We start from the raw sequence: 19,647 nt of genomic DNA, 5'->3' as shown, positions 1-19,647 counted from the left end.
CGACGTTAGCGCCGGGATCTGTCGGTGGCCGCCGAGACGACCGGTGCGCGGGGGAAGACCCGCGCCCCGCTCGGCGAGCCGCAGGCCCGCGCGATCCCCCGCGCCGCGGCCTGCACGAGCGGCGCGAGGGCGGCGGGCTGGGCGCCGTCGGCGTGGACGACCAGCGACACGGCGGCGATCACCGCGCCGTCGGTCCGCACCGGTGCGGCCACCGAGACGGCGTCGGTCGTCACCTGCCCGTCGCTGACGGCGTAACCGTTGCGGCGCACCGCGTCCAGCATTTCGCGCAGCCGCGCCGGGCTCGTCACCGTCTTGTCCGTGTAGGCGCGCAACGGCGCGGCCAGCACCTCCTCCTGCACCTCGGCGGGCGCGTGGGCGAGCAGAGCGAGGCCGACGCCGGTGGCGTGCAAGGCGAACCGGCCGCCCACCCGCGTCCACACCGGAACGGCCCGGCGGCCGGAGATCCGTTCCACGAACACCAGCTCGAACCCCTCGCGCACGGCCAGTTGCACGTTCTCGTGGGTGACCTCGTAGAGGTCCTCCAGGAACGGCATCGCCGCCTCACGCAGGCCCAGCCCGCGCGGCGCGAGCGACGCGACCTCCCACAACCGCAGCCCGACGCGGTACCGGCCGTCCTCCCCGCGTTCGAGCGCGCCCCACGCGACCAGCTCGGCGACCCGGCGGTGCGTCGTCGCCAGGGACAGGCCCGCGCGCCGGGACAGCTCGGACAGCGTCAGCTCGGGGCAGGACGGCGTGAACGCGCCCAGCAGCGCGAGCACCTTGCCGGTCACCGTCCGGACGTCGCTGTCCACCCGATCATCCTGCCCCGGTCACAGATCCAGCACCAGCCTCGGCCCGCACGAGCGCGACACGCAGATCATCATCGTGTCGTTGGCCGCCCGTTCCTCGTCGGTGAGCAGCGAGTCCCGGTGGTCGGGCACGCCGTCGAGCACCGGCGTCTCACACGTGCCGCACGTGCCCTCCTGGCAGGAGAACAGCACGGGGACGCCGGCGTCCTCGACGGCCTCGAGGATCGACTTGTCCGCGGGCACGGTGACCGTGCGGCCGGAGGCGGCCAGCTCCACCTCGAACGACGTCCATTCCCCCTCGTCCGCCCTGGGCGAGAACCGTTCGACGTGCAGGGATCCCGGTGGCCAGGCGGCGCAGCGCTGTTCGACCGCGGCCAGCAGGGGCTCGGGGCCGCAGCAGTACACCGCGACGCCCTCGCGGGGCTTGCCCAGCAGCGCGTCGAGGTCGAGCGGCCCGGTCTCGTCCTGCGGCCGGATCTCGACGCGGTCGCCGTAGCGGGCGCGGAGCTCCGCGCGGAACGCCATCGAGCTGCGCGTGCGCCCGCCGTACACGAGCCGCCAGGCGGCGCCGCCGGCCTCGGCGCGGGCGATCATCGGGACGATCGGGGTGATGCCGATGCCGCCGGCGATGAACAGGTACTCCGCTGACGGGACGAGCCGGAAGTGGTTGCGGGGGCCGCGAACCCGGACGCGGTCGCCCGGGGCGAGCCGGTCGTGCACGTGAGCCGATCCGCCGCGGCCGTGGGGTTCGCGCAGCACCGCGATCTGCAGGACCGACCGGTCGGCCGGGTCGCCGCACAGCGAGTACTGGCGCACCAGGTTCTCGCCGAGCAGCAGGTCCAGGTGCGCGCCCGGTTCCCACTCGGGCAGTGGGCGGCCGTCCGGGGGGCGCAGCGTCAGCCGGACCACGCCGTCGGCGAGTTCTTCTTTGCGTTCCAGGAGAACGTCGAGGTCCACTTCGGACCCGAGCGCGGTGGTCATCGTGTCCTCCCCGCGCCGGTGAGCACCGGGTCCGCGGTCGGCGCCGGTGGCGGGTCGTCGTGTCCGCCGGGGTGTGCGAGCAGCCAGTCCCACAGCTCGACCGGGTCGTCCGATTCGTGTTCGGCGCCGCAGAAGCAGACGCCCACCAGCAGGTCGGTGCCGAGTTTCCAGTGGATGCGGTAGACGGTGTCGCCGTGCAGCACGGCGGTGCGTTCGGTCATCGCGCCGCGGCCCTGTCCGGTTCGGCCATCTTCTCGAGGATGCGGCGGGCGGCCAGTCCGCCGGTGTCGATGTTGACGGAAAGTTCCCGGTAGCCGTCCGGTTCGTGCTGGATGACCCGTTCGAGGACGTCGAGCGCCTCGACGTCCTGGAGCACCACGGTGCGGTTGTTCTCGGCGAGGAAGTCGGAGACCTCCTGGTCGCCGAGGGCGAAATCCCGTGCCACGGCCCAGAAGTCGTGGGTGGAGTGCTCGGTTTCCGGCGTGATCGCGTAGACGACCTCGACGTGGAAGCCGTGCGGGTCGGTGCCGTCCGCGCCGGGCAGCACGCCGGCGGGGGCGATGCGGCTGTGGAGGAGGTACAGGCAGGGCGGGTGGTACTCGATGTCCTGCCAGCGCGTGATGCGGCCCTCGATGCCGGTGGACTTGGCGTAGAAGGGCGGGCAGGCGGCGTCGGCCATGTGGCGGCTGACGTAGATGACGCGGCGCTCTTCGTCCACTTCGGTCGTGATGGGGGTGTCGGCGACTTCCGGGGTCCCGATGTAGCCGCCGTGGAGGTAGGTCTCGTGGGAGAGGTCCATGAGGTTGTCGACGAGGAGTTCGTACCGCGCCGCGAGGGGTTCCCTGCCGCGGACGGTGGTGTAGGCGGGGTCGGCGAGCCAGGGGGCGCGCGGGATGAGGGAGTTGTCGGCGCGGGCGGGGTCGCCGATCCACACCCACACGAAGGAGTCCTGTTCGGCCACGGGGTAGGACGGAACGCGCGCGGTGCGGGGGACGCGCGTCTGGCCCGGCACGGACACGCAGGTGCCGGAGGGGTCGTAGGTGAAGCCGTGGTAGCCGCACACGACGCGGTCGCCGTCGAGGCGGCTCTCGGACAGCGGGAAGCGGCGGTGCACACACCGGTCGGCGAGGGCCACGACGTCCCCCGCGGTGGTCCGGTAGAAGACGATGGGCTCGCCGAGGATCGTCCTGGCGAGCAGACCGCGCCCCACCTCGGTGCCGTAGGCCGCGACATACCACTGGTTCCGCACGAACGCACTCATCCGCAACTCCTCTGGTGTAGATGGTGTGCACACTGTCGCCAGTGCCGGAGGGCGGGACGAGGCGCGTTTTCATCTGGTGAAAGGCGGGCGTGTTGTTCGGGGTGGTTCTGGTGTGGTGGTTGTGGTTCGGCGGGGTGGTTCTGCTGTGGGGCGGGCCCGCTGGAGGTGGGTCGGCTTGGGGTGGGCCGGCTTGGTGCCGGTCGGGCCCGCTTGAGGTAGCCGGCTCAGGGACCGCTCGGAGTGGGCCGGGTTCGGTGGCCCACGTCGGGTGAGCCCGCTTGAGGTGGGGCGGCGTGGGGTGGGCCAGCTTGGAAGGCCCGCTTGAGGTGGACCGGCCCGAGGTGGGCTGGCTCGGGGGGTCGCTCGGAGTGGACCTGCGCGGGGTGGGCCGGCTTGGGTGCTGCGCGGGGTGGTACCACTCGGGGCGGGCTGGCTCCGGTGAGCCTGCTTGAGGTGGGCCGGCTTGGGGTGGGCGGCTTCGGTGGACCAGCGTCAGGCGGGCCCGCTTGAGGTGGGCTCGTTTGGGGGGCCGCTCGGGATGGTTCTTCCCGAGGCGGGCCGGCTTCGGTGGGCGGGCCGACTGGGCTTGGTTCGGTGTGCGGAGGGCCGCCTGGTTGCGTCGGGTGCGAACGGACCGTTCGTGCCGTGGGCAGCGGCGGGCGCGAACGGACCGTTCACGTGGCGGCGAGCCCCGATGGGCCAGCGGCGGGGGCACGAACGGACCGCTCACGCAGCGGCCAGCACCAACGGGCCAACGGCCGGTCCATGAACGGACCATTCGTGCAGTGGCGAGCGTCGTCGGGCCAACGGTGCGCCCACGAACGGACCATCCAAGCCGTGGCGAACGTCGTTGCGCCAACGGTAGGGCCATGAACGGACCATTCATGCAGTGGCGAGCGTCGTCGGGGCAACGGTCGGCCCTTGAACGGTCCGTTCATGGCACGGGCACTCATGGCACGGCGACCGTAACCATCGACCCGCCAGCTATGAAGCCAGGAAGGGACCTCGCCACCCCCGAAGGCCACCAGCGTCGACGCAATGACGAACACCACGCCCTGCACGAGGCTCGTCCACGGCGAACCAGCCCCGTTCAACGGCCCGGTCACCTCCAGCAGGCCCGATCACTCCCACCAATCCCGATCGCCCCCAGCAGCAACACAACCGCCACCGCCGATGAACGCCGCGATCCTGGCCTGATCGGCGAGGACGTCGGCCACCAGGCCCGATCACCGTCCTCCCGGACAGGGCTCGCGTTCGCCGAGCGGTCGAACCGAAACCGGGCAGACCCCGCCGCCCGGCGGGGACCGCCGTTTCCGGGACAATGACGATCATGCTGGACGACGAGAGCTTCCTGTTCTTCACCGACCGCGCGCTCGACGGGATGGCGGCCATCCTGACCGAGCTCGGCGACGACCTCGCCAACACGCGACCCGGCCTGCCGGGCGCGAACACGCCCTATGCGATCGTCAACCACTGCCTCGGCGTGATCGCGGCCTGGGCCGGGCAGGTCGTCGCCGGCCGCACCGTCCACCGCGACCGGGAGGCCGAGTTCACGGCATCCGGGCCGGTCGCGCCGCTCCTGGAACGCCTCGCCCAGGCCAGGGAGCAGCTGCGCCGCGACACCGGGACGGCCGACTTCGACGCCCCGCCCCGCGGCCCGGTGCCGGACAAGTACGCCGCCACCCCGGTCGGACGGCGGCAGGGCGCGGCCCTCGTGCACGTCTTCGAGGAGCTGGCCCAGCACCACGGTCAGCTCGAGCTGACCCGCGACATCCTGCGGGCCACGGTCACCCCTTGAGCAGCCGGCGCAGGATCTTGCCCGTCGGCGACTTCGGGATCCGCTCGACGAACTCGACCTCGCGCACCTTCTTGTACGGCGCCACCCGCGCGGCCACGAACGCCATCAGCTCCGCCCCGGTGACCGGCGCGGACGCGACGACGAACGCCTTCGGCGCTTCCCCGCCCTCCGGGTGCGGCACCCCCACCACGGCGGCGTCCAGCACCGCGGGATGGGTCAGCAGCACGGCTTCCAGCTCGGCCGGCGCCACCTGGTAGCCCTTGTACTTGATGAGCTCCTTGAGCCGGTCCACGATCCAGAACACCCCGTCGGAGTCGACGCGGACCAGGTCGCCGGTGTGCAGCCAGCCGTCCACCACGGTCGCCGCCGTGGCGCCGGGGTCGTCGAGGTAGCCGGCCATCACCTGCGGCCCGCGGACCAGCAGCTCACCCGTCTCGCCCGGCGCGACGTCGGTGTCCGTGCCGGGTGAGACCACCCGCGCCAGCGTGTTCGGCGACAACCGGCCGACGCTGCCCGGCGGTGTCGACGCGAACTCGTCGTCGAACACCTGGTGCGTGCCCGGGCTGGCTTCGGTCATGCCGTAGCCCTGCCGGATCAGGCACCCCAGCCGGCGCTGCGCGCGCTCGGTGACCTCCACGTCCAGCGGCGCGGCCCCGCACAGCGCGAACCGCAGGCTGGACAGGTCGTGGCCGGACACCTCGGGCGCGGTCGCCAGCGCGAGCACCATCGGTGGCGCGAAGTAGGCGCGGGTGACCCGGTGCGCGGCGAGCGCCCGCAGGTACCCGTCGAGCTCGAAGCGCGGCAGCGTCACCACCTTCGCCCCGCCCAGCAGACCCGAGTTGAGGATGATCGTGAACCCGTAGATGTGGAAGAACGGCAGCACGGCGGCCTGCACGTCGTCCGGCCCGATCCGCCACCCGGCGCGGGTCTGGGCCAGGTTGGCGACGAGGTTGCGGTGTGTCAGCCGCACGCCCTTCGGCGTCCCCGTGGTGCCGCTGGAGAACGGCAGCACCGCCACCGCGGTCGCCGGGTCGAGGCCGAGCCGCGGCGCCGTCCCACGGGTGAGCAGCGCGTCGAACGGGAGCGCACCGTCGTGCTCGCCCAGCACGACCACCTCCGCCCCGCCGGCGGCCGCGAGCGCCTTGTCCGCCACCGGTTCCGCGGCGATCAGCATCCGGGCCTTCGACAGGCGCAGCTGCTTCTCGATCTCCCCCACGGTGAACGCCGGGTTGATCGGGGTGACCGCCGCACCGGCCGCGATCGCCGCGTGCAGGGCGACGACGAACCGCGGCTGGTTGTGGCTCATCAGTGCGACGACGTCGCCCGGCCCGACGCCGTGCGCGGCGAGCCCCGCGGCCGCGGACCCGACCTGGGACCGCAACCCGGCGTAGGTGAGCGTCTCGCCGGTCACGCCGTCCACCACGGCGGGCGCGTCCCCGAAGCGAGCCGCGCCGCCGATCACGTACTCGGTGAGCGTGACGTCCGGGATCTCCACGTCGGGCAACGGGCTGCGGTAGATCATCCTGACTCCTCGTCGAGCCGGCGGAAACCTCAGGCCAGGTTGAGCACGCGGACCGCGTTGTCCTTGAGGATCTTCGGCCGCACGTGCTCCTTGATGTCGAGCTCGGCGAAGTCGGCCATCCACCGGTCGGGCGTGATGAGCGGGTAGTCGGAACCGAACAGCACCTTGTCCTGCAGCAGGCTGTTGGCGTAGCGCACGAGCTGCGGCGGGAAGTACTTGGGCGACCAGCCGGACAGGTCGATGTGGACGTTCGGCTTGTGCGTCGCCACCGCCAGCGCCTCGTCCTGCCACGGGAACGACGGGTGGGCCATGATGATCGTCAGGTCCGGGAAGTCGATCGCGACCTCGTCCAGCAGCATGGGGTCGGACAGGCCCAGCCGCACGCCCCCGCCGCCGCGCATGTTCGCACCGATGCCGGTCTGTCCGGTGTGGAACAGCGCGGGCAGGCCGTGCTCCTGCGCGATCTCCAGCAGCGGGTACGCGCTGCGGTCGTTGGGCGCGAAGTTCTGCAGGCTCGGGTGGAACTTCAGCCCGCGCACCCCGTGGTCGGTGATCAGCCGCTCCAGCCGCCGCGCGCCGGCCCTGCCCTTGGCCGGGTCGATGCTCGCGAACGGCAGCAGCACGTCCGGGTGCCTGGCCGCGGCCTCGGCGATCTCCTCGTTGGACAGCGCGGGGTGCCCGGTGAACGCCTCGATGTCGACGGTGAACAGGACCGCCCCGATCCGCCGCTCGCGGTAGTACCGCGCGATCTCGTCGATCGTGGGCAGCCTCTCCTCGGCGCCGAAGTAGGCGGAGGAGGCCTCGACGAAGTCGTCCGGCAGGGACAGGTGCCCGTGGGCGTCGGTCTCGACGTGGACGTGCACGTCGATCGCCTCGAGCTGCGTGGGATCCATAGGTATCAGGTCTACTGATATCGATCCCGGGTTGTCAACGGCGCTTCCGCAGGCCGGGAGGTCCGCGGCGACCCGGAGACGGACAGGCAAAATGTCGCTTTCACGCGCCCTGGCGGCATTTCCGCCGAATGCTCCGGACGGGTGCGATCCGGATCACGCACTCCCATTCTGCGAGCCGGGTCACCCGTTCCGGTGGAAATCAGTTAGCATAGGTCAACTAATTTTCCGCACCGGTCAACGGCGACGAACTTCCCTGGTTGGAGTGATGGAAGTGCAGTCTGCCTCGCAGACTCTCCCGGCCCCCGGTTCACACCGGCGCCCATCCGGCGAGCTCGGGCCCCGGTACAAGTGGATCGCGCTGTCGAACACCACGCTCGGCATGCTCATGGCCACGATCAACTCCTCGATCGTGCTCATCGCGCTGCCCGACATCTTCCGCGGGATCGACATCAACCCGCTGGAGCCGTCGAACACCAGCTACCTGCTGTGGATGATGATGGGCTTCCTCGTCGTCACCGCCGTGCTCGTGGTCGGTTTCGGACGTCTGGGCGATATGTACGGACGTGTCCGGATGTACAACCTGGGATTCGCCGTCTTCGCCGTTTCGTCGATCTTCCTCGCGGTCACCTGGATGAGCGGGAGCACGGCGGCGATCTGGATGATCGTCTGGCGCATCGTGCAGGGCATCGGCGGCGCGTTCCTGATGGCCAACTCCAGCGCGATCCTCACCGACGCCTTCCCCAAGCACCAGCGCGGCATGGCGCTGGGCATCAACGGCGTCGCGGCGATCGCGGGCTCCTTCCTCGGCCTGGTGATCGGCGGCCTGCTCGGCCCGGTCGAGTGGCGGCTGGTCTTCCTCGTCTCCGTGCCCTTCGGCGTGTTCGGCACGATCTGGGCCTACCTCAAGCTCAAGGACACCAGCGAGCGGCACCGCGCGAAGATGGACTGGTGGGGCAACCTGACCTTCGCGGTCGGCCTCATCGCCGTGCTCGTCGGCATCACCTACGGCATCCAGCCCTACGGCGGGCACACGATGGGCTGGACGAGCCCGTTCGTGCTGTCCTGCCTCATCGGCGGTGTCGTCGTGCTCATCGTCTTCTGCATCATCGAGACCAAGGTGGCCAACCCGCTGTTCAACCTCGGGTTGTTCAAGATCCGCGCATTCACCTTCGGCAACCTGGCCAACCTGCTCGCCTCGCTCGGCCGCGGCGGCCTGCAGTTCGTCCTGATCATCTGGCTGCAGGGCATCTGGCTGCCGCAGCACGGCTACAGCTTCGAGAAGACCCCGTTGTGGGCCGGCATCTACATGCTGCCGCTGACGATCGGCTTCCTCGTCTCCGCGCCGGTCTCCGGCATCATCTCCGACCGCATCGGCGGGCGGCTGCTGTCGACCGGCGGCATGCTGGTCACCGCGGTCAGCTTCGTCCTGCTCGAGGTTCTGCCGGTCGACTTCAACTACTGGGCCTTCGCCGCGATCCTGCTCCTCAACGGCCTCGGCATGGGCCTGTTCACCTCGCCCAACCGGGCCGAGGTGATGAACAGCCTGCCGAACAACGCGCGCGGCGCCGGTGCGGGCATGACCGCGACGTTCCAGAACTCGGCGATGGTGCTGTCCATCGGCTTCTTCTTCAGCCTGATGATCGCGGGCCTGGCCGACCACCTGCCGACCGCGATGGCGCAGGGCCTGGCCGCCCACGGCGTCCCGGCCGCGGACGCCAGCCAGATCGCGTCGCTGCCGCCGGTCGGCGTTCTGTTCGCCGCGTTCCTCGGCTACAACCCGATCGAGCAGCTGCTCGGTGGTGTGCTCCACACGCTGCCGCCGGACCAGGCCACCTACCTCACCGGCCGCAGCTTCTTCCCGCAGCTGATCTCCGGCCCGTTCGCCGACGGCCTGACCGCCGCGTTCTGGTTCGCGATCATCGCGTCCGTCGTCGCCGCGCTCGCGTCGTGGTTCACCGGCTCGGCGCGCAAGGCCGCGCCCGGCCAGGCGCACGAAACCGCGGGATCGGAACTCGCCGCGGCCGCGGGCGAGATCGTCGACGTCAGCGAGCACGACGCGGTGACCACGGGCCCGGGCCGCATCGCCGGGCGCCTGCGCACCGCGGGCGGCAGCGCGCTCGCCGGCGGCGTGGTGACCGTGACCGGTCCCGACGGCAACCAGGTCGGCCGCGCCCGGGCCGCCGCCGACGGCACCTACGCCGTGTCCGGCCTGTCCACCGGGACGTACACGCTCATCGTCACCGCCACCGGGTTCCGCCCGGAGGCGGCCACCGTGACCGTCCAGGGCGCCGGCGCGGTCCGCGACTTCGTGGTCGCCGGCGGCGGCACGGTGACCGGCATCGTGCGCCGCTCCCCCGGCGGCACGGGCATCGGCGACACCGCGGTCGTCGCCACGGACGGCAGCGGGCGGGTCGTCGGCCAGACCCGCACCCTCGACGACGGCGCGTTCCAGCTCACCGGCCTGCCCGCCGGGGAGATCACCGTGACCGCGCACCTCGACGGCCACCGCCCGGAGGCGGCCACCGTCGCGGTGTCGGGCAGCGAACCCGCCGTCGCCGACCTGCTCGTCCAGGCGGCGGGCGCGCTGCACGGCACGGTGACCGGCCCGGAGGGGCAGCCCGTGCCCGGCGCGCGGATCACGGTGTCCGACGCCACCGGCGAGCTCGCCGCGGAGACCGTCACCGACGAACACGGCGGTTACGAGCTGACCGGGCTGGCGCCCGGCGACTACACCGTCGTCACGAGCTTGTTCGAACCCGCGGTGCGGCAGGTCGACCTCGCCGGCGGCGAGCAGGCGACCGTCGACGTCGACCTGCTGTCCGGGCGGCCCGAGCAGGCGCGGTCATGACCGGCGGGCCCATCCCGCGGCAGGCCCGCGGCGGCGAGGTGGCCGGACGCGTGCGCGGTGAGACGGGCGCGGCGCTGCCCGGCGTGGCCGTCACGCTCGTCGATTCGAGCGGGCAGCAGGTCGCCCGCGCCACCACCGGCGACGACGGCACCTACCGCCTGCCCGCGCCGGGTCGCGGTGTCTACGTGCTGATCGCGTCGGCGCCCGCGTTCCGGCCCGAGGCGGCCACGGTGACCGTCGGGGACGCGCCGGCCGGCCTGGACCTGGTGATGACCGGCGCCACCGGGCTCGGCGGCGTGGTGCGGGCCGACTCCACCGGCGTGCCCGTCATGGGCGCGACGGTGACGCTGACCGACTTCCGGGGCGAGGTGATCGGCTCGTACCTGTCCGGGGAGAGCGGCGAGTACTCCTTCGGCGCGCTGCCCGCCGGGTCCTACACGCTCGCCGTGAACGCACCCGGATACCGGCCGACGGCCGTCGCGGTCACCATGACCGACGCGGCGGTGCGTCAGGACGTCGACCTCGCCGACGCGGCGGTCATCCGCGGTTCGGTCCACGTGCCCGAGGCGCCGCGGCCGTGGCCGCGGATCACGGTGAGCCTGCTGGACGAGTCGGGCGACGTCGTGCGCAGCACGCACGCCGGCGACGACGGCCGGTACGCTTTCCACGACCTGGATCCCGGCACCTACACCGTCGTCGCTACCAGTTACGCACCGGTCCGGCGGGCGGTGCGGGCCGGGCACGGGCGCACCCGTCTCGACATGCACCTCGCCTGAGGTGTGATCAGCCCGTTTCCCCTGGCCCGCCAGGGGAAACGGCCGTGCTGCACCATGCGTGCACCCCCCGGCCACGGTGCGTCAAGATCGCGGAGAGTGGTGGACACGGACCGGGTCGGAGTGGTTGCATGGCGTGTACCGGCGCGGGGGTGCGACCAGACGCGGGGCCGGTGTTCCCGTGGCGGCAGGCCCTTCGCACGTGACGAACCCAGGCAGTTAGGACGACATGGCGACGCGTGCTCGAGACCTGCTCATCCGCTCACGCGCGCTGCTGGACCGCTCACGGGAAGCGGCTTCGCAGCTCTTCGGTCCCCCACCCACGCAGCCGCCACCGCGGCCGCCGGTCGTCGCGCAGTCGCCGTCGCAGGCCGAACGCGAACGCGCGGCCGAGGAAGCGCTCGCCGCGCTGTGCGCGAACGTCGCGCTGCGGGACCTCAACCTGGTCGACTCCCTGCTGTCGCAGCTGGAGGAGATGGAGGCCAGGGAGGAGGACACCGACCGGCTCGGCGAGCTGTACCGCCTCGACCACCTCGCGACGCGGCTGCGCCGCAACGCGGAGAACCTGCGCGTGCTCGCCGGCCGCGACGCCACCGACGCGACCACCGAGACCACCTCGCTCGTCGACGCCGTCCGCGGCGCGATGTCGTCGATCGACCAGTACAGCCGCGTCACCATCGGGCGCGTCGTGTCGCTGGGCGTGGTCGGGTTCGCCAGCGAGGACCTCAGCCGCCTGCTCGCCGAACTGCTCGACAACGCGACGAAGTCCTCCGCGCCCAACACGCCGGTGCGCGTCAGCGCGCACCTGACCGAGCAGGGCAGCGTGCTGCTGCGGATCGAGGACGAGGGCATCGGACTGCCGCCGGACCGGCTGGCCGAGCTCAACGACCGCCTCTCCGGCGAACCGGTGCTGGACGACTCCGCGGTGCGCCACATGGGTTTGGCGGTCGTGCGGCGGCTGTCCGCGCGGCACGGCATGCGCACCTGGCTCGACCGGCGCGTCCCGCACGGCACCACCGCCTCGGTGCTGCTGCCCGCCGGGCTCATCGCCGACCTGCCGGAGGCGACCTGGTCCGGTCAGCAGACGGTGGTGTTCCCGCAGGCGCCGCGCGGCACCGCGGTCGCCGAGGCGCCCGCGCCCGCCCGGTCGCGCTCCGGCCTGCCCAAGCGCACCCCGGCCGCGCCCCCGCCGAAGCCGGCGCCGCAGCCGCACCGCCCCCAGCCCGGTTCGATGGTCGGCGGCACCACGGCCAGCGGGCTGCCGCGCCGGGTCTCGCACAGCCTGAAGAACCCCACCGGCCAGGCGCCGGAGCCGGCGGGGCCGGCCCCTGCCGAGGACCGCGCGGCCGGGCACGAGAAACTGCTCGCCGATCTCGGTGCCTTCACCGCCGGTGAGCGCGAGGCACGGGAGCAGCAGGGCGCCGACGAACCCGGGGAGAAGCAGCAGTGACCGCCGACACCGGCCAGGACTTCACCTGGCTGATCAACGACTTCGTCCGCAAGGTGCACGGCGTGTCGCACGCGCTGATCATGTCGTCGGACGGGTTCCCGCTGACCGCGTCGGACGACATGTCGACCGAGGAGCGCGAGCAGCTCGCGGCGATCGCCAGCGGCCTGCTCAGCCTCGCGCGCAACAGCGCCGCGCTGTTCGACAAGGGCACCTGCGAGCAGATCATCATCCGGCTCACCCACGGGTACTTCCTGTTCATGGGCATCGACACGCAGGCCGGGCTGGCCGTGCTGACCACGCCCGACTGCGACATGAAGGTCGTCGCGTACGAGATGACCCAGTTCGTCTCCAGCGCGGGCCACGCGCTGACCCCCGAGATGCGCGCGGACCTGCGCCGTGTGCTCACCGGCCGCCGGCCCCAGGCCTGAGCGGTCCCGACAGGATGTGATCACGATGTCCCAGGAGACCGGGCCGGAGGAGACGGTGGTCAAACCGCGCAGCAAGCGGATCCGCCCGTACACCCTCACCGGCGGCCGCACCCGGGCACGCCACCAGCTGCTGGTCGAGACGCTCATCTCGGTGCCGCGGTACGACCCGGCCCTGGCCGAGAAGCTGATGCCGGAATCGCGCGCCCTGTACGAACGGGCCCGCTCCCAGGTCTCGATCGCCGAGCTGTCCTCGCTGCTCACCATCCCGCTCGGGGTGGTGCGGGTGCTGGTCAGCGACCTGGCCGGGCAGGGCGCGGTGTTCATCCACCCGACCGCCCACGCCTATTCCCACGACCGGAACATGCTCGAGAGGATCCTCAATGGACTCAAGCAGCTCCCCGTCTGATCCCGGCCCGCTGACGATCTCGGCGAAGATCGTCGTCGCGGGCGGGTTCGGGGTGGGCAAGACGACGCTGGTCGGGTCCGTGTCCGAGGTACCGCCGCTGAACACCGAGGCCTGGATGACCGAGGCCGGTGAGGGCGTGGACGAGCTGCCGCCGGACGGCGGCAAGACCACCACCACCGTCGCGATGGACTTCGGCCGGATCTCCCTCTACCCCGACCTGATGCTGTACCTGTTCGGCACGCCGGGTCAGTCGCGGTTCTGGTTCCTCTGGGACGACCTCTCGCGCGGCGCGCTCGGCGCCATCGTGCTGGTCGACACGCGGCGGCTGGACCAGTCGTTCGCCGCGATCAACTACTTCGAGAACGACTCGGACCTGCCGTTCATCGTGGCGATCAACCTGTTCGACGGGCAGCTCGCGCACGACGTCGACGAGGTCCGGGAAGCGCTCGCGCTCAGCCCGGACGTTCCGCTGGTCACCTGCGACGCGCGGGACAAGGCGTCCGTGCTCGGGACGCTGCAGGAACTGGTGTCCCACACGCTGTCACTGGCCGAGGTTTCGGAGGGGGGCCGGATCCGCGCCCATGCGTAAGATCCTGATCGTCGGTTCGGGCCAGTCGGGCCTGCAGCTCGCGCTGAGCCTGCAGGAGCACGGCTACGACGTCACCGTGATGTCCGCGCGCACGCCGGACGAGATCCGCGGCGGCTGGGTCACCTCGACCCAGTGCATGTTCGCCGACGCGCTCGCCATCGAGCGCGAGCACGGCCTCAACCTGTGGGACGACGTCGCTCCCCGCGTTGCCGGGCAAGGGTTTTCGATGGCCGGCCCGGACGGGCAGCGCGCGCTGAACTGGATCGAGTCGTGGGACGGTGGTCCCGCGCAGTCGATCGACCAGCGCGTGAAGATGTCGGCGTGGCTGGAGCTGTTCGAGGACCGCGGCGGCAACGTGGTCATCCACGGGGTCACCACGGCGGACCTGAACGCGCTGGCCCGGATGTACGAGCTGGTGATCGTCGCGGCCGGCAAGGGCGAGCTGGTGCAGCTGTTCGACCGCGATCCGTCGCGATCGCCCTACACCAAGCCGCAGCGCCGGCTGTCGGTGTCCTATGTGCACGGTCAGGAGGCGCGGCCGGAGCGTCCCGGCACGACGGACGTGTGGATGAACATCATCCCCGGCGTCGGCGAGCTGATCAACATCCCGGGCTACACGCTGTCCGGGCCGTGCGACATCTTCTACGTGTCGGGCATCCCCGGTGGCCCGTTCGACTCCTTCGCCGACCGGCCGCCCGCGGCCGAGCAGCTGCGGCGGCACCTCGAGCTGTTCCGGCAGTACATCCCCTGGGAGTACGAGCGGGCCAAGAACGTGGAGCTGACCGACGGCAAGGCCGTGCTGGTCGGCGGGTACGCGCCCGTCGTCCGGCACCCCGTCGGCGAGTTGCCCTCGGGTGCGTTCGTGCTCGGCATGGCGGACGTCGTGGTGGCCAACGACCCGATCACCGGGCAGGGCGCCAACAACGCGGCCAAGTGCGCGGAGTCGTACCTGGGGAGCATCCTGGAGAACGAGGACCGGCCGTTCGACCGGGAGTGGATGCAGCGCGCGTTCGACCGGTACTGGGAACACGCCCAGTGGGTCACCACGTTCACCAACGCGATGCTGCAGCCGCCACCGCCGCACGTGCAGCAGATCCTCGGGGCGGCGCAGACGAACCCGAAGGTGGCGAAACGGTTCGTGAACGGCTTCAACAACCCGACGGACTTCCAGCACTGGCTGCTGGACCCGGGCAAGACCGAGGAGTACCTGGCTTCGGTGTGACGGCGGGCGGCGGCCCGGCCGGTGTTCAGGTGCCCACGTCGATCAGGACGGGGTGGGTGCGGTGAGCGTGAACACCCGCACCCAGGACCGGTGGCGCGTGCCCAGGCCGATCGAGAGGTGGCGGCCAGGGCGTTGCGGAGGGTGCGGGTGCGGAACTCGGCGGGCTCGACCACCACGACCGCGTGGTGGGGGCGCGCCTACGGGTTCCACCGCACCTCCGACCACGGCACTTCCCGCGTCCCCCGGTGCAGCACCGCCGCCAGCCAGGCCAGCAGCCACGGTCCCCGCTGACTGCTGCGCTCGTACCCGAGCAACCGGCCCCGCCGGCCGGGTGTCACGAGAACCGCCACGGTCTGCTCCTGCCCGAGCGAGTCCAGCCGGGTGATCAGGTCGGTCACCTTTCCCAGCCGCCGCCCCCGCTCGTCGTACACCCTCCGTCCGAGCAGCTCGCTGGCCCGGACCACGTCATCCGCCGGCATGGCCCGCCCCCGGAATGCGCCCGATCACCTTGCGCCGCAACCAGTTCTCCAACGGCGGCACCTCCAGCACCTCGGCCCGCAGGGACAGCGTCACGTGGCTGCTGACCTGCTTCACGTGCTCGTAGGTGATGCGCAGCGGCTCGGTCTGCCCGCCGCCCAGGTGAGCCGCCAGCCAGCACACCACGCGCCCGAGCAGCCCGCCGATCCGCTGCCCCAGCACGTACTGCCCGACCAGCAACGCGGTGATCCGGTAGGTGCCGTCGGGGTTGCGCGCCAGCTCGATGTCGTCGACCTTGCCGACGGGCTCCCCCTCGACGTCGACGATCTGGCGGTCGAGCAGGTGGAACTCGACGCGCAGCGGGTCCGGTCGTCCGAGGATCATGACTGCCCCATCCCGGTGATGATCATGAGCGGGATCGCGGCGACCGCGGCGACGAGGATGACGATCAGGAACACCACGCCGAGCGCGTTCTGGATCCGGCCGTTGGCGTGGTCACCGAGGTAGTCCCGGTCGTTGGCCACGACCAGGATCGGCAGGTACGTCAGCGGCAGCACCACCGCGCTGAACAGCAGCGACAGCTCGGTGATCTGCACCGGGTCGACGGTCGTGAGCAGCGCCGCCGTGCCCAGCAGCACGCTGATGAGGATCACGGTGTGGAACCGCGCCGCCTCGCGCGGGCGGACCCGCTTGCCCCACTGCCACCCGAAGTACTGGGCGACCGAGTAGCCGGTGGACAGCCCGGTCTCCAGCGCGGCGCCGAAGGTGGCCGCGAAGAACCCGATCAGGACCACGACCAGGCCGATCTTGCCCAGCGACAAGGCGACCGGCAGGGCGGTCTGGCTCAGCTGCGAAACCTGGACGCCGGCCGGCTCGTAGACCGCCGCGGCACACCCCATGATCGCCAGGCCGAGCACTCCGCCGAGCGGGAAACCGACGAGCGTGTTGCTGCGTTCGGTCGCGAGGTCCTTCGTCGTCCACTTCTCCTCGACGCCGCCGGAGGAGAAGAAGAACACCTCGTACGGGGTCAGGGCCGAGGCGAACAGCGACACCGCCACGTAGCCCCAGGTGCCCCAGTTCTCCCCGGACGGCGGGGAGATGTGTATCAGCTGCTGCGCGAACGTGCCCCACGGCGGGTCGAGCGCGATCAGGGCGACCACGAACACCACGAGCGCCAGCCCGAGGACGCCGAAGATCTGTTCCATGAGCTCGAACTTGAGCCGCCACAGCACGACCCACACCGCGAACGCGGTCAGCGGGACCCACAGCAGGTGCGGCAGGCCGCTGGCGAGCTGGATCGTCAGCGCGACGCCGCCGATCTCCGCGGCCAGGGTCAGCAGCGTGACCAGGTAGGACCCGACGAGGTTGGCCATGGCCACGCGCGGCCCGAGCCGTTCGCGCACCAGGTCGAACACCGGCCGCTGGCTGACCGCCGCGACCCGGCCGGACATCTCGGCGAACACGCAGATGCCGATCACGCCGATGACCACGATCCACCCCTGCCGCATGCCGAACCTCGCCCCGGACTCGGCGTTGGCCACCAGGTCGCCGATGTCGACGAAACCGCCGATGGCGGTCAGGATGCCCAGGGTGACGGCGAGGGCTTTCTTCACCGGTGGCTCTCCACGAACGCGGTCAGCTCGCCGGTCACCCGCTCGAGCTGGGCGTCGGCCGCGCCGATGCGCGCCGGGTCGCCCGCGTCCAGTGCTTCCTGCGCCTCGCTGGCGCGGGCGACCGCGTCCTGCAGCCGGGGGTGCAGCTCGTCGTAGACCTGCCGGGTGCCGGGGGTGGGCGGCTGCTGGCTGTCCAGTTCGTCGAGAGCCTTGGTGGCCGTGGCGAGCACGTCGTCGACCGCGGCGGTGGTGAACGCCGGGAACAGCCTGCCCTCGGTGTGGGCCCGGATGATGTCGTGCAGGGTGCCGACCGCGCTGAGCCCGTCCTGCGCGCGGACGACCGCGCTGTCCACGTAGCTCGATGCCGAGCTGCCGGAACAGGCGGTGAGCGTCGCCGCGAGCGCGAGGCCCGCGAAAGCCGTCCCCTTCCGCATCTGGCCTGGTGTACCCCAAGGTCAACTGCGCAAACGCACCTCCTTCTCAGGTGTTTCACAACCCGCCCGAAGGCGCATCTCAGTCAGGAGGCGTTCACTGGAGGCGGAGGAGGGGCAGCATGAGCTACTACCCACCGCAGTACGACCCGTGGGCTCCGCCGCCGCCACCCCCGCGTCGCCGGCGCGGGCCGGGCGCGGTGCTGAGCGTGCTCGGCCTGGTCGTGCTGCTCGCGCTGGGGTTCGTGGCCTGGGACCTGGGCCGGGCGCCGTCGCGGACGGGCGGCGTCGCGTCCCCGCTCGAGCGCACCCTGAACAACGAGCAGACCGGCGACCGGACGCTCGACGCGGACGCCGTCGCGGCGAAGGTCAAGCCGGGCCTGCTCGACATCTACTCCACGCTGGGCTACTCCGGCCAGCAGGCCGCGGGCACCGGCATGGTGCTGACCGGCGACGGGGAAGTCCTCACCAACAACCACGTCGTCGCGGGTGCCACGAGCATCCGCGTGACCGACGTGGACACCGGCCGCAGCTACCGCGCGGAGGTCGTCGGGTACAGCCGCCCGGCCGACGTCGCCGTGCTCAAGCTGCACAACGCCTCGGGACTGGACCCGGTGACCACGGGCGACTCCGCCGAGGTGACGGTCGGTGACCCCGTGGTGGGTCTGGGCAACGCGGGCGGGGACGGCGGCGAACCGAGCGTCTCCCCCGGGAAGGTGACCGCGCTGCACCAGTCGATCACCGCGACGGACGAGTCGACGGGCAGTTCCGAGCAGCTGACCGGGCTGATCCAGGTGGACGCGAACATCCAGTCCGGCGACTCGGGCGGCGCGCTGGCCGACAGCCAGGGCCGGGTGATCGGCATGAACACCGCCGCCTCGACGGGGTACCAGCTGGGCCGCGACGGGCGCAGCGCGGACGTGAGCGGGTTCGCCATCCCGATCGACGACGCGCTGCAACTGGCCCGCCAGATCGAGACGGGCACCGGCTCCGCAACCGTCCACATCGGACCGTCGGCGTTCATCGGGGTGTCGGTGAGCGACGCGGGCGGTTCCGGCGCGATGGTGCAGCAGGTGGTCTCCGGCGGGCCGGCGGACGACGCGGGCCTGGCCGCCGGCGACGTCATCACCGGGCTGAACGGCCGCACGATCGGCTCGGCCACCGACCTGACCGCCACGATGGACACGCTCCATCCCGGCGACCACGTGCCGGTGACGTGGCTGGACCAGTCCGGGCAGCAGCACACCACGAGCGCGGCCCTGGTCGAGGGGCCGGTGGGTTAACCACCGGGCGGCCGGGTAGCTCGACCGCATGACGCACACAGCTCCCCTTCCCGACGAGCAGGCCGGGCGGCCGCGCACCGCGATCGTCACCGGTTCCGACTCCGGTATCGGACGCGCGGTCGCCGTCGCGCTCGGTGGTGGCGGCGTCGACGTCGGCATCACGTGGCACCGCGACGAAGACGGCGCACGGGACACCGCCGAGCAGGTGCGCGAGGCCGGCGCCCGCGCCGAGGTGCGCCGGCTGGACCTGGGCGACCTGCCGACGGCGGCGGCCGCCGTCGACGAGCTCGCCGACGCGCTCGGCGGGGTCGACGTGCTGGTCAACTGCGCCGGCACGGGCACCGGCCGGCGGGTCATGGACATGGACTTCGACACCTGGCGGCACGTGCTGTCGGTCGACCTGGACGGCGCGTTCCTGTGCGCGCAGCGGGCGGCGCGGCGCATGATCGACGCCGGCCGGGGCGGGCGGATCGTCAACATCACCAGCGTCCACGAGCACGCCCCGAAGGTCGGCGCGGCGCCCTACTGCGCGGCGAAGGCCGGCATGGGCATGCTGACCAAGGTGCTCGCGCTGGAGCTGGCCGAGTACGGCATCACGGTCAACTCGGTGGCGCCGGGCGAGATCTCCACGCCGATGACCGGCCAGACCGACGTGAACCCGCACGACCAGGTCCGCCCGGGCGTGCCGCTGGGCCGGACCGGGCACGCGCGCGAGGTGGCCGCGGTGGTGGCGTTCCTGGCCACCCCGGCGGCCGGTTACGTGACGGGCTCGTCGTACGTGGTGGACGGCGGGATGCTGCTCATGGGCCCGCAGGGCGCCTCCGGTCTGGCCGACGACGACTGGCGCAAGATCTGACGCACGC

General features: G+C 71.9%; 20 protein-coding genes. 10 read left to right on the top strand and 10 right to left on the bottom strand.

What is annotated here, in order from left to right; translation table 11 throughout:
- Positions 1–5: 5 nt before the first annotated feature.
- Genes FB470_RS23510 through FB470_RS23495 form a run of 4 tightly spaced genes read right to left on the bottom strand, consistent with a single transcriptional unit; the run spans position 6 to position 3,051 of the window.
- On the bottom strand, positions 6–812 hold the full coding sequence (locus FB470_RS23510; RefSeq protein WP_306994875.1) for an IclR family transcriptional regulator: 807 nt from the start codon (positions 810–812) through the stop codon (positions 6–8).
- An 18-nt stretch (positions 813–830) separates the two neighbouring features.
- Positions 831–1,790, bottom strand: a complete 960-nt coding sequence (locus FB470_RS23505; RefSeq protein WP_306994874.1) for a PDR/VanB family oxidoreductase — start codon at positions 1,788–1,790, stop codon at positions 831–833.
- A complete protein-coding gene (locus FB470_RS23500) occupies positions 1,787–2,011 on the bottom strand; it encodes a hypothetical protein (RefSeq protein WP_306994872.1) in 225 nt (74 codons plus the stop codon). Before FB470_RS23500 ends, FB470_RS23505 begins: the two co-directional genes overlap by 4 nt.
- Entirely contained in the window at positions 2,008–3,051 is a 1,044-nt protein-coding gene (locus FB470_RS23495; RefSeq protein WP_306994870.1) for an aromatic ring-hydroxylating dioxygenase subunit alpha, read from the bottom strand. The genes FB470_RS23500 and FB470_RS23495 overlap by 4 nt, the downstream gene beginning before the upstream one ends.
- A gap of 1,330 nt (positions 3,052–4,381) precedes the next feature.
- Here FB470_RS23495 and FB470_RS23490 point away from each other — a divergent pair.
- A complete protein-coding gene (locus tag FB470_RS23490; protein ID WP_306994868.1) occupies positions 4,382–4,849 on the top strand; it encodes a mycothiol transferase in 468 nt (155 codons plus the stop codon).
- On the opposite strand, the gene FB470_RS23485 is transcribed toward FB470_RS23490, so the two are convergent.
- Positions 4,839–6,371: an AMP-binding protein gene (locus FB470_RS23485; protein WP_306994866.1), complete on the bottom strand. Its 1,533-nt coding sequence runs from the start codon at positions 6,369–6,371 to the stop codon at positions 4,839–4,841. The genes FB470_RS23490 and FB470_RS23485 overlap by 11 nt on opposite strands.
- A gap of 29 nt (positions 6,372–6,400) precedes the next feature.
- On the bottom strand, positions 6,401–7,264 hold the full coding sequence (locus tag FB470_RS23480) for an amidohydrolase family protein (RefSeq protein ID WP_306994864.1): 864 nt from the start codon (positions 7,262–7,264) through the stop codon (positions 6,401–6,403).
- A 379-nt stretch (positions 7,265–7,643) separates the two neighbouring features.
- Between FB470_RS23480 and FB470_RS23475 the strand changes: the two genes are divergently transcribed.
- From FB470_RS23475 to FB470_RS23445, 7 genes are all read left to right on the top strand, one after another.
- Complete coding sequence (locus tag FB470_RS23475; RefSeq protein WP_306999442.1) at positions 7,644–10,112, top strand: MFS transporter; 2,469 nt, start codon at positions 7,644–7,646, stop codon at positions 10,110–10,112.
- Positions 10,109–10,888 (top strand): MSCRAMM family protein, encoded by a 780-nt coding sequence (locus FB470_RS23470; protein WP_306994862.1) that lies wholly within the window; start codon positions 10,109–10,111, stop codon positions 10,886–10,888. Before FB470_RS23475 ends, FB470_RS23470 begins: the two co-directional genes overlap by 4 nt.
- Before the next feature lie 226 nt (positions 10,889–11,114).
- Positions 11,115–12,335, top strand: coding sequence for a sensor histidine kinase (locus FB470_RS23465; protein ID WP_306994860.1), 1,221 nt, complete (start codon positions 11,115–11,117; stop codon positions 12,333–12,335).
- Complete coding sequence (locus FB470_RS23460; protein WP_306994858.1) at positions 12,332–12,763, top strand: roadblock/LC7 domain-containing protein; 432 nt, start codon at positions 12,332–12,334, stop codon at positions 12,761–12,763. Before FB470_RS23465 ends, FB470_RS23460 begins: the two co-directional genes overlap by 4 nt.
- A 25-nt stretch (positions 12,764–12,788) precedes the next feature.
- On the top strand, positions 12,789–13,169 hold the full coding sequence (locus FB470_RS23455) for a DUF742 domain-containing protein (protein ID WP_306994856.1): 381 nt from the start codon (positions 12,789–12,791) through the stop codon (positions 13,167–13,169).
- Positions 13,144–13,758, top strand: a complete 615-nt coding sequence (locus FB470_RS23450; protein WP_306994854.1) for a GTP-binding protein — start codon at positions 13,144–13,146, stop codon at positions 13,756–13,758. The genes FB470_RS23455 and FB470_RS23450 overlap by 26 nt, the downstream gene beginning before the upstream one ends.
- Complete coding sequence (locus FB470_RS23445) at positions 13,751–14,980, top strand: styrene monooxygenase/indole monooxygenase family protein (RefSeq protein WP_306994852.1); 1,230 nt, start codon at positions 13,751–13,753, stop codon at positions 14,978–14,980. The genes FB470_RS23450 and FB470_RS23445 overlap by 8 nt, the downstream gene beginning before the upstream one ends.
- A gap of 197 nt (positions 14,981–15,177) precedes the next feature.
- Here the strand turns inward: FB470_RS23445 and FB470_RS23440 are convergent, their stop codons facing one another.
- The 4 genes from FB470_RS23440 to FB470_RS23425 are packed head-to-tail and all read right to left on the bottom strand — an operon-like array spanning position 15,178 to position 17,504.
- Positions 15,178–15,459, bottom strand: coding sequence for a PRC-barrel domain-containing protein (locus FB470_RS23440; protein WP_306994851.1), 282 nt, complete (start codon positions 15,457–15,459; stop codon positions 15,178–15,180).
- A complete protein-coding gene (locus FB470_RS23435; RefSeq protein ID WP_306994849.1) occupies positions 15,446–15,841 on the bottom strand; it encodes a hypothetical protein in 396 nt (131 codons plus the stop codon). The genes FB470_RS23440 and FB470_RS23435 overlap by 14 nt, the downstream gene beginning before the upstream one ends.
- A complete protein-coding gene (locus tag FB470_RS23430; RefSeq protein WP_306994847.1) occupies positions 15,838–17,070 on the bottom strand; it encodes an NRAMP family divalent metal transporter in 1,233 nt (410 codons plus the stop codon). Before FB470_RS23430 ends, FB470_RS23435 begins: the two co-directional genes overlap by 4 nt.
- Positions 17,067–17,504 (bottom strand): hypothetical protein, encoded by a 438-nt coding sequence (locus FB470_RS23425; RefSeq protein ID WP_306994845.1) that lies wholly within the window; start codon positions 17,502–17,504, stop codon positions 17,067–17,069. Before FB470_RS23425 ends, FB470_RS23430 begins: the two co-directional genes overlap by 4 nt.
- Before the next feature lie 119 nt (positions 17,505–17,623).
- On the opposite strand from FB470_RS23425, the gene FB470_RS23420 reads away from it, so the two are divergent.
- Both FB470_RS23420 and FB470_RS23415 read left to right on the top strand, forming a co-directional pair.
- Positions 17,624–18,784 carry a S1C family serine protease gene (locus FB470_RS23420; RefSeq protein ID WP_306994844.1) on the top strand — a complete coding sequence of 387 codons (1,161 nt, stop codon included), beginning with the start codon at positions 17,624–17,626 and terminating at the stop codon, positions 18,782–18,784.
- 28 nt (positions 18,785–18,812) lie between these two features.
- Positions 18,813–19,640 carry an SDR family oxidoreductase gene (locus tag FB470_RS23415; RefSeq protein WP_306994842.1) on the top strand — a complete coding sequence of 276 codons (828 nt, stop codon included), beginning with the start codon at positions 18,813–18,815 and terminating at the stop codon, positions 19,638–19,640.
- Positions 19,641–19,647: the final 7 nt, after the last annotated feature.

The sequence above is a fragment of the Amycolatopsis thermophila genome (assembly GCF_030814215.1).
GTDB lineage: Bacteria > Actinomycetota > Actinomycetes > Mycobacteriales > Pseudonocardiaceae > Amycolatopsis_E > Amycolatopsis_E thermophila.
The sequence above is the reverse complement of the archived record's forward strand: the minus strand, read 5'-3'. Positions and strand labels throughout refer to the sequence as shown.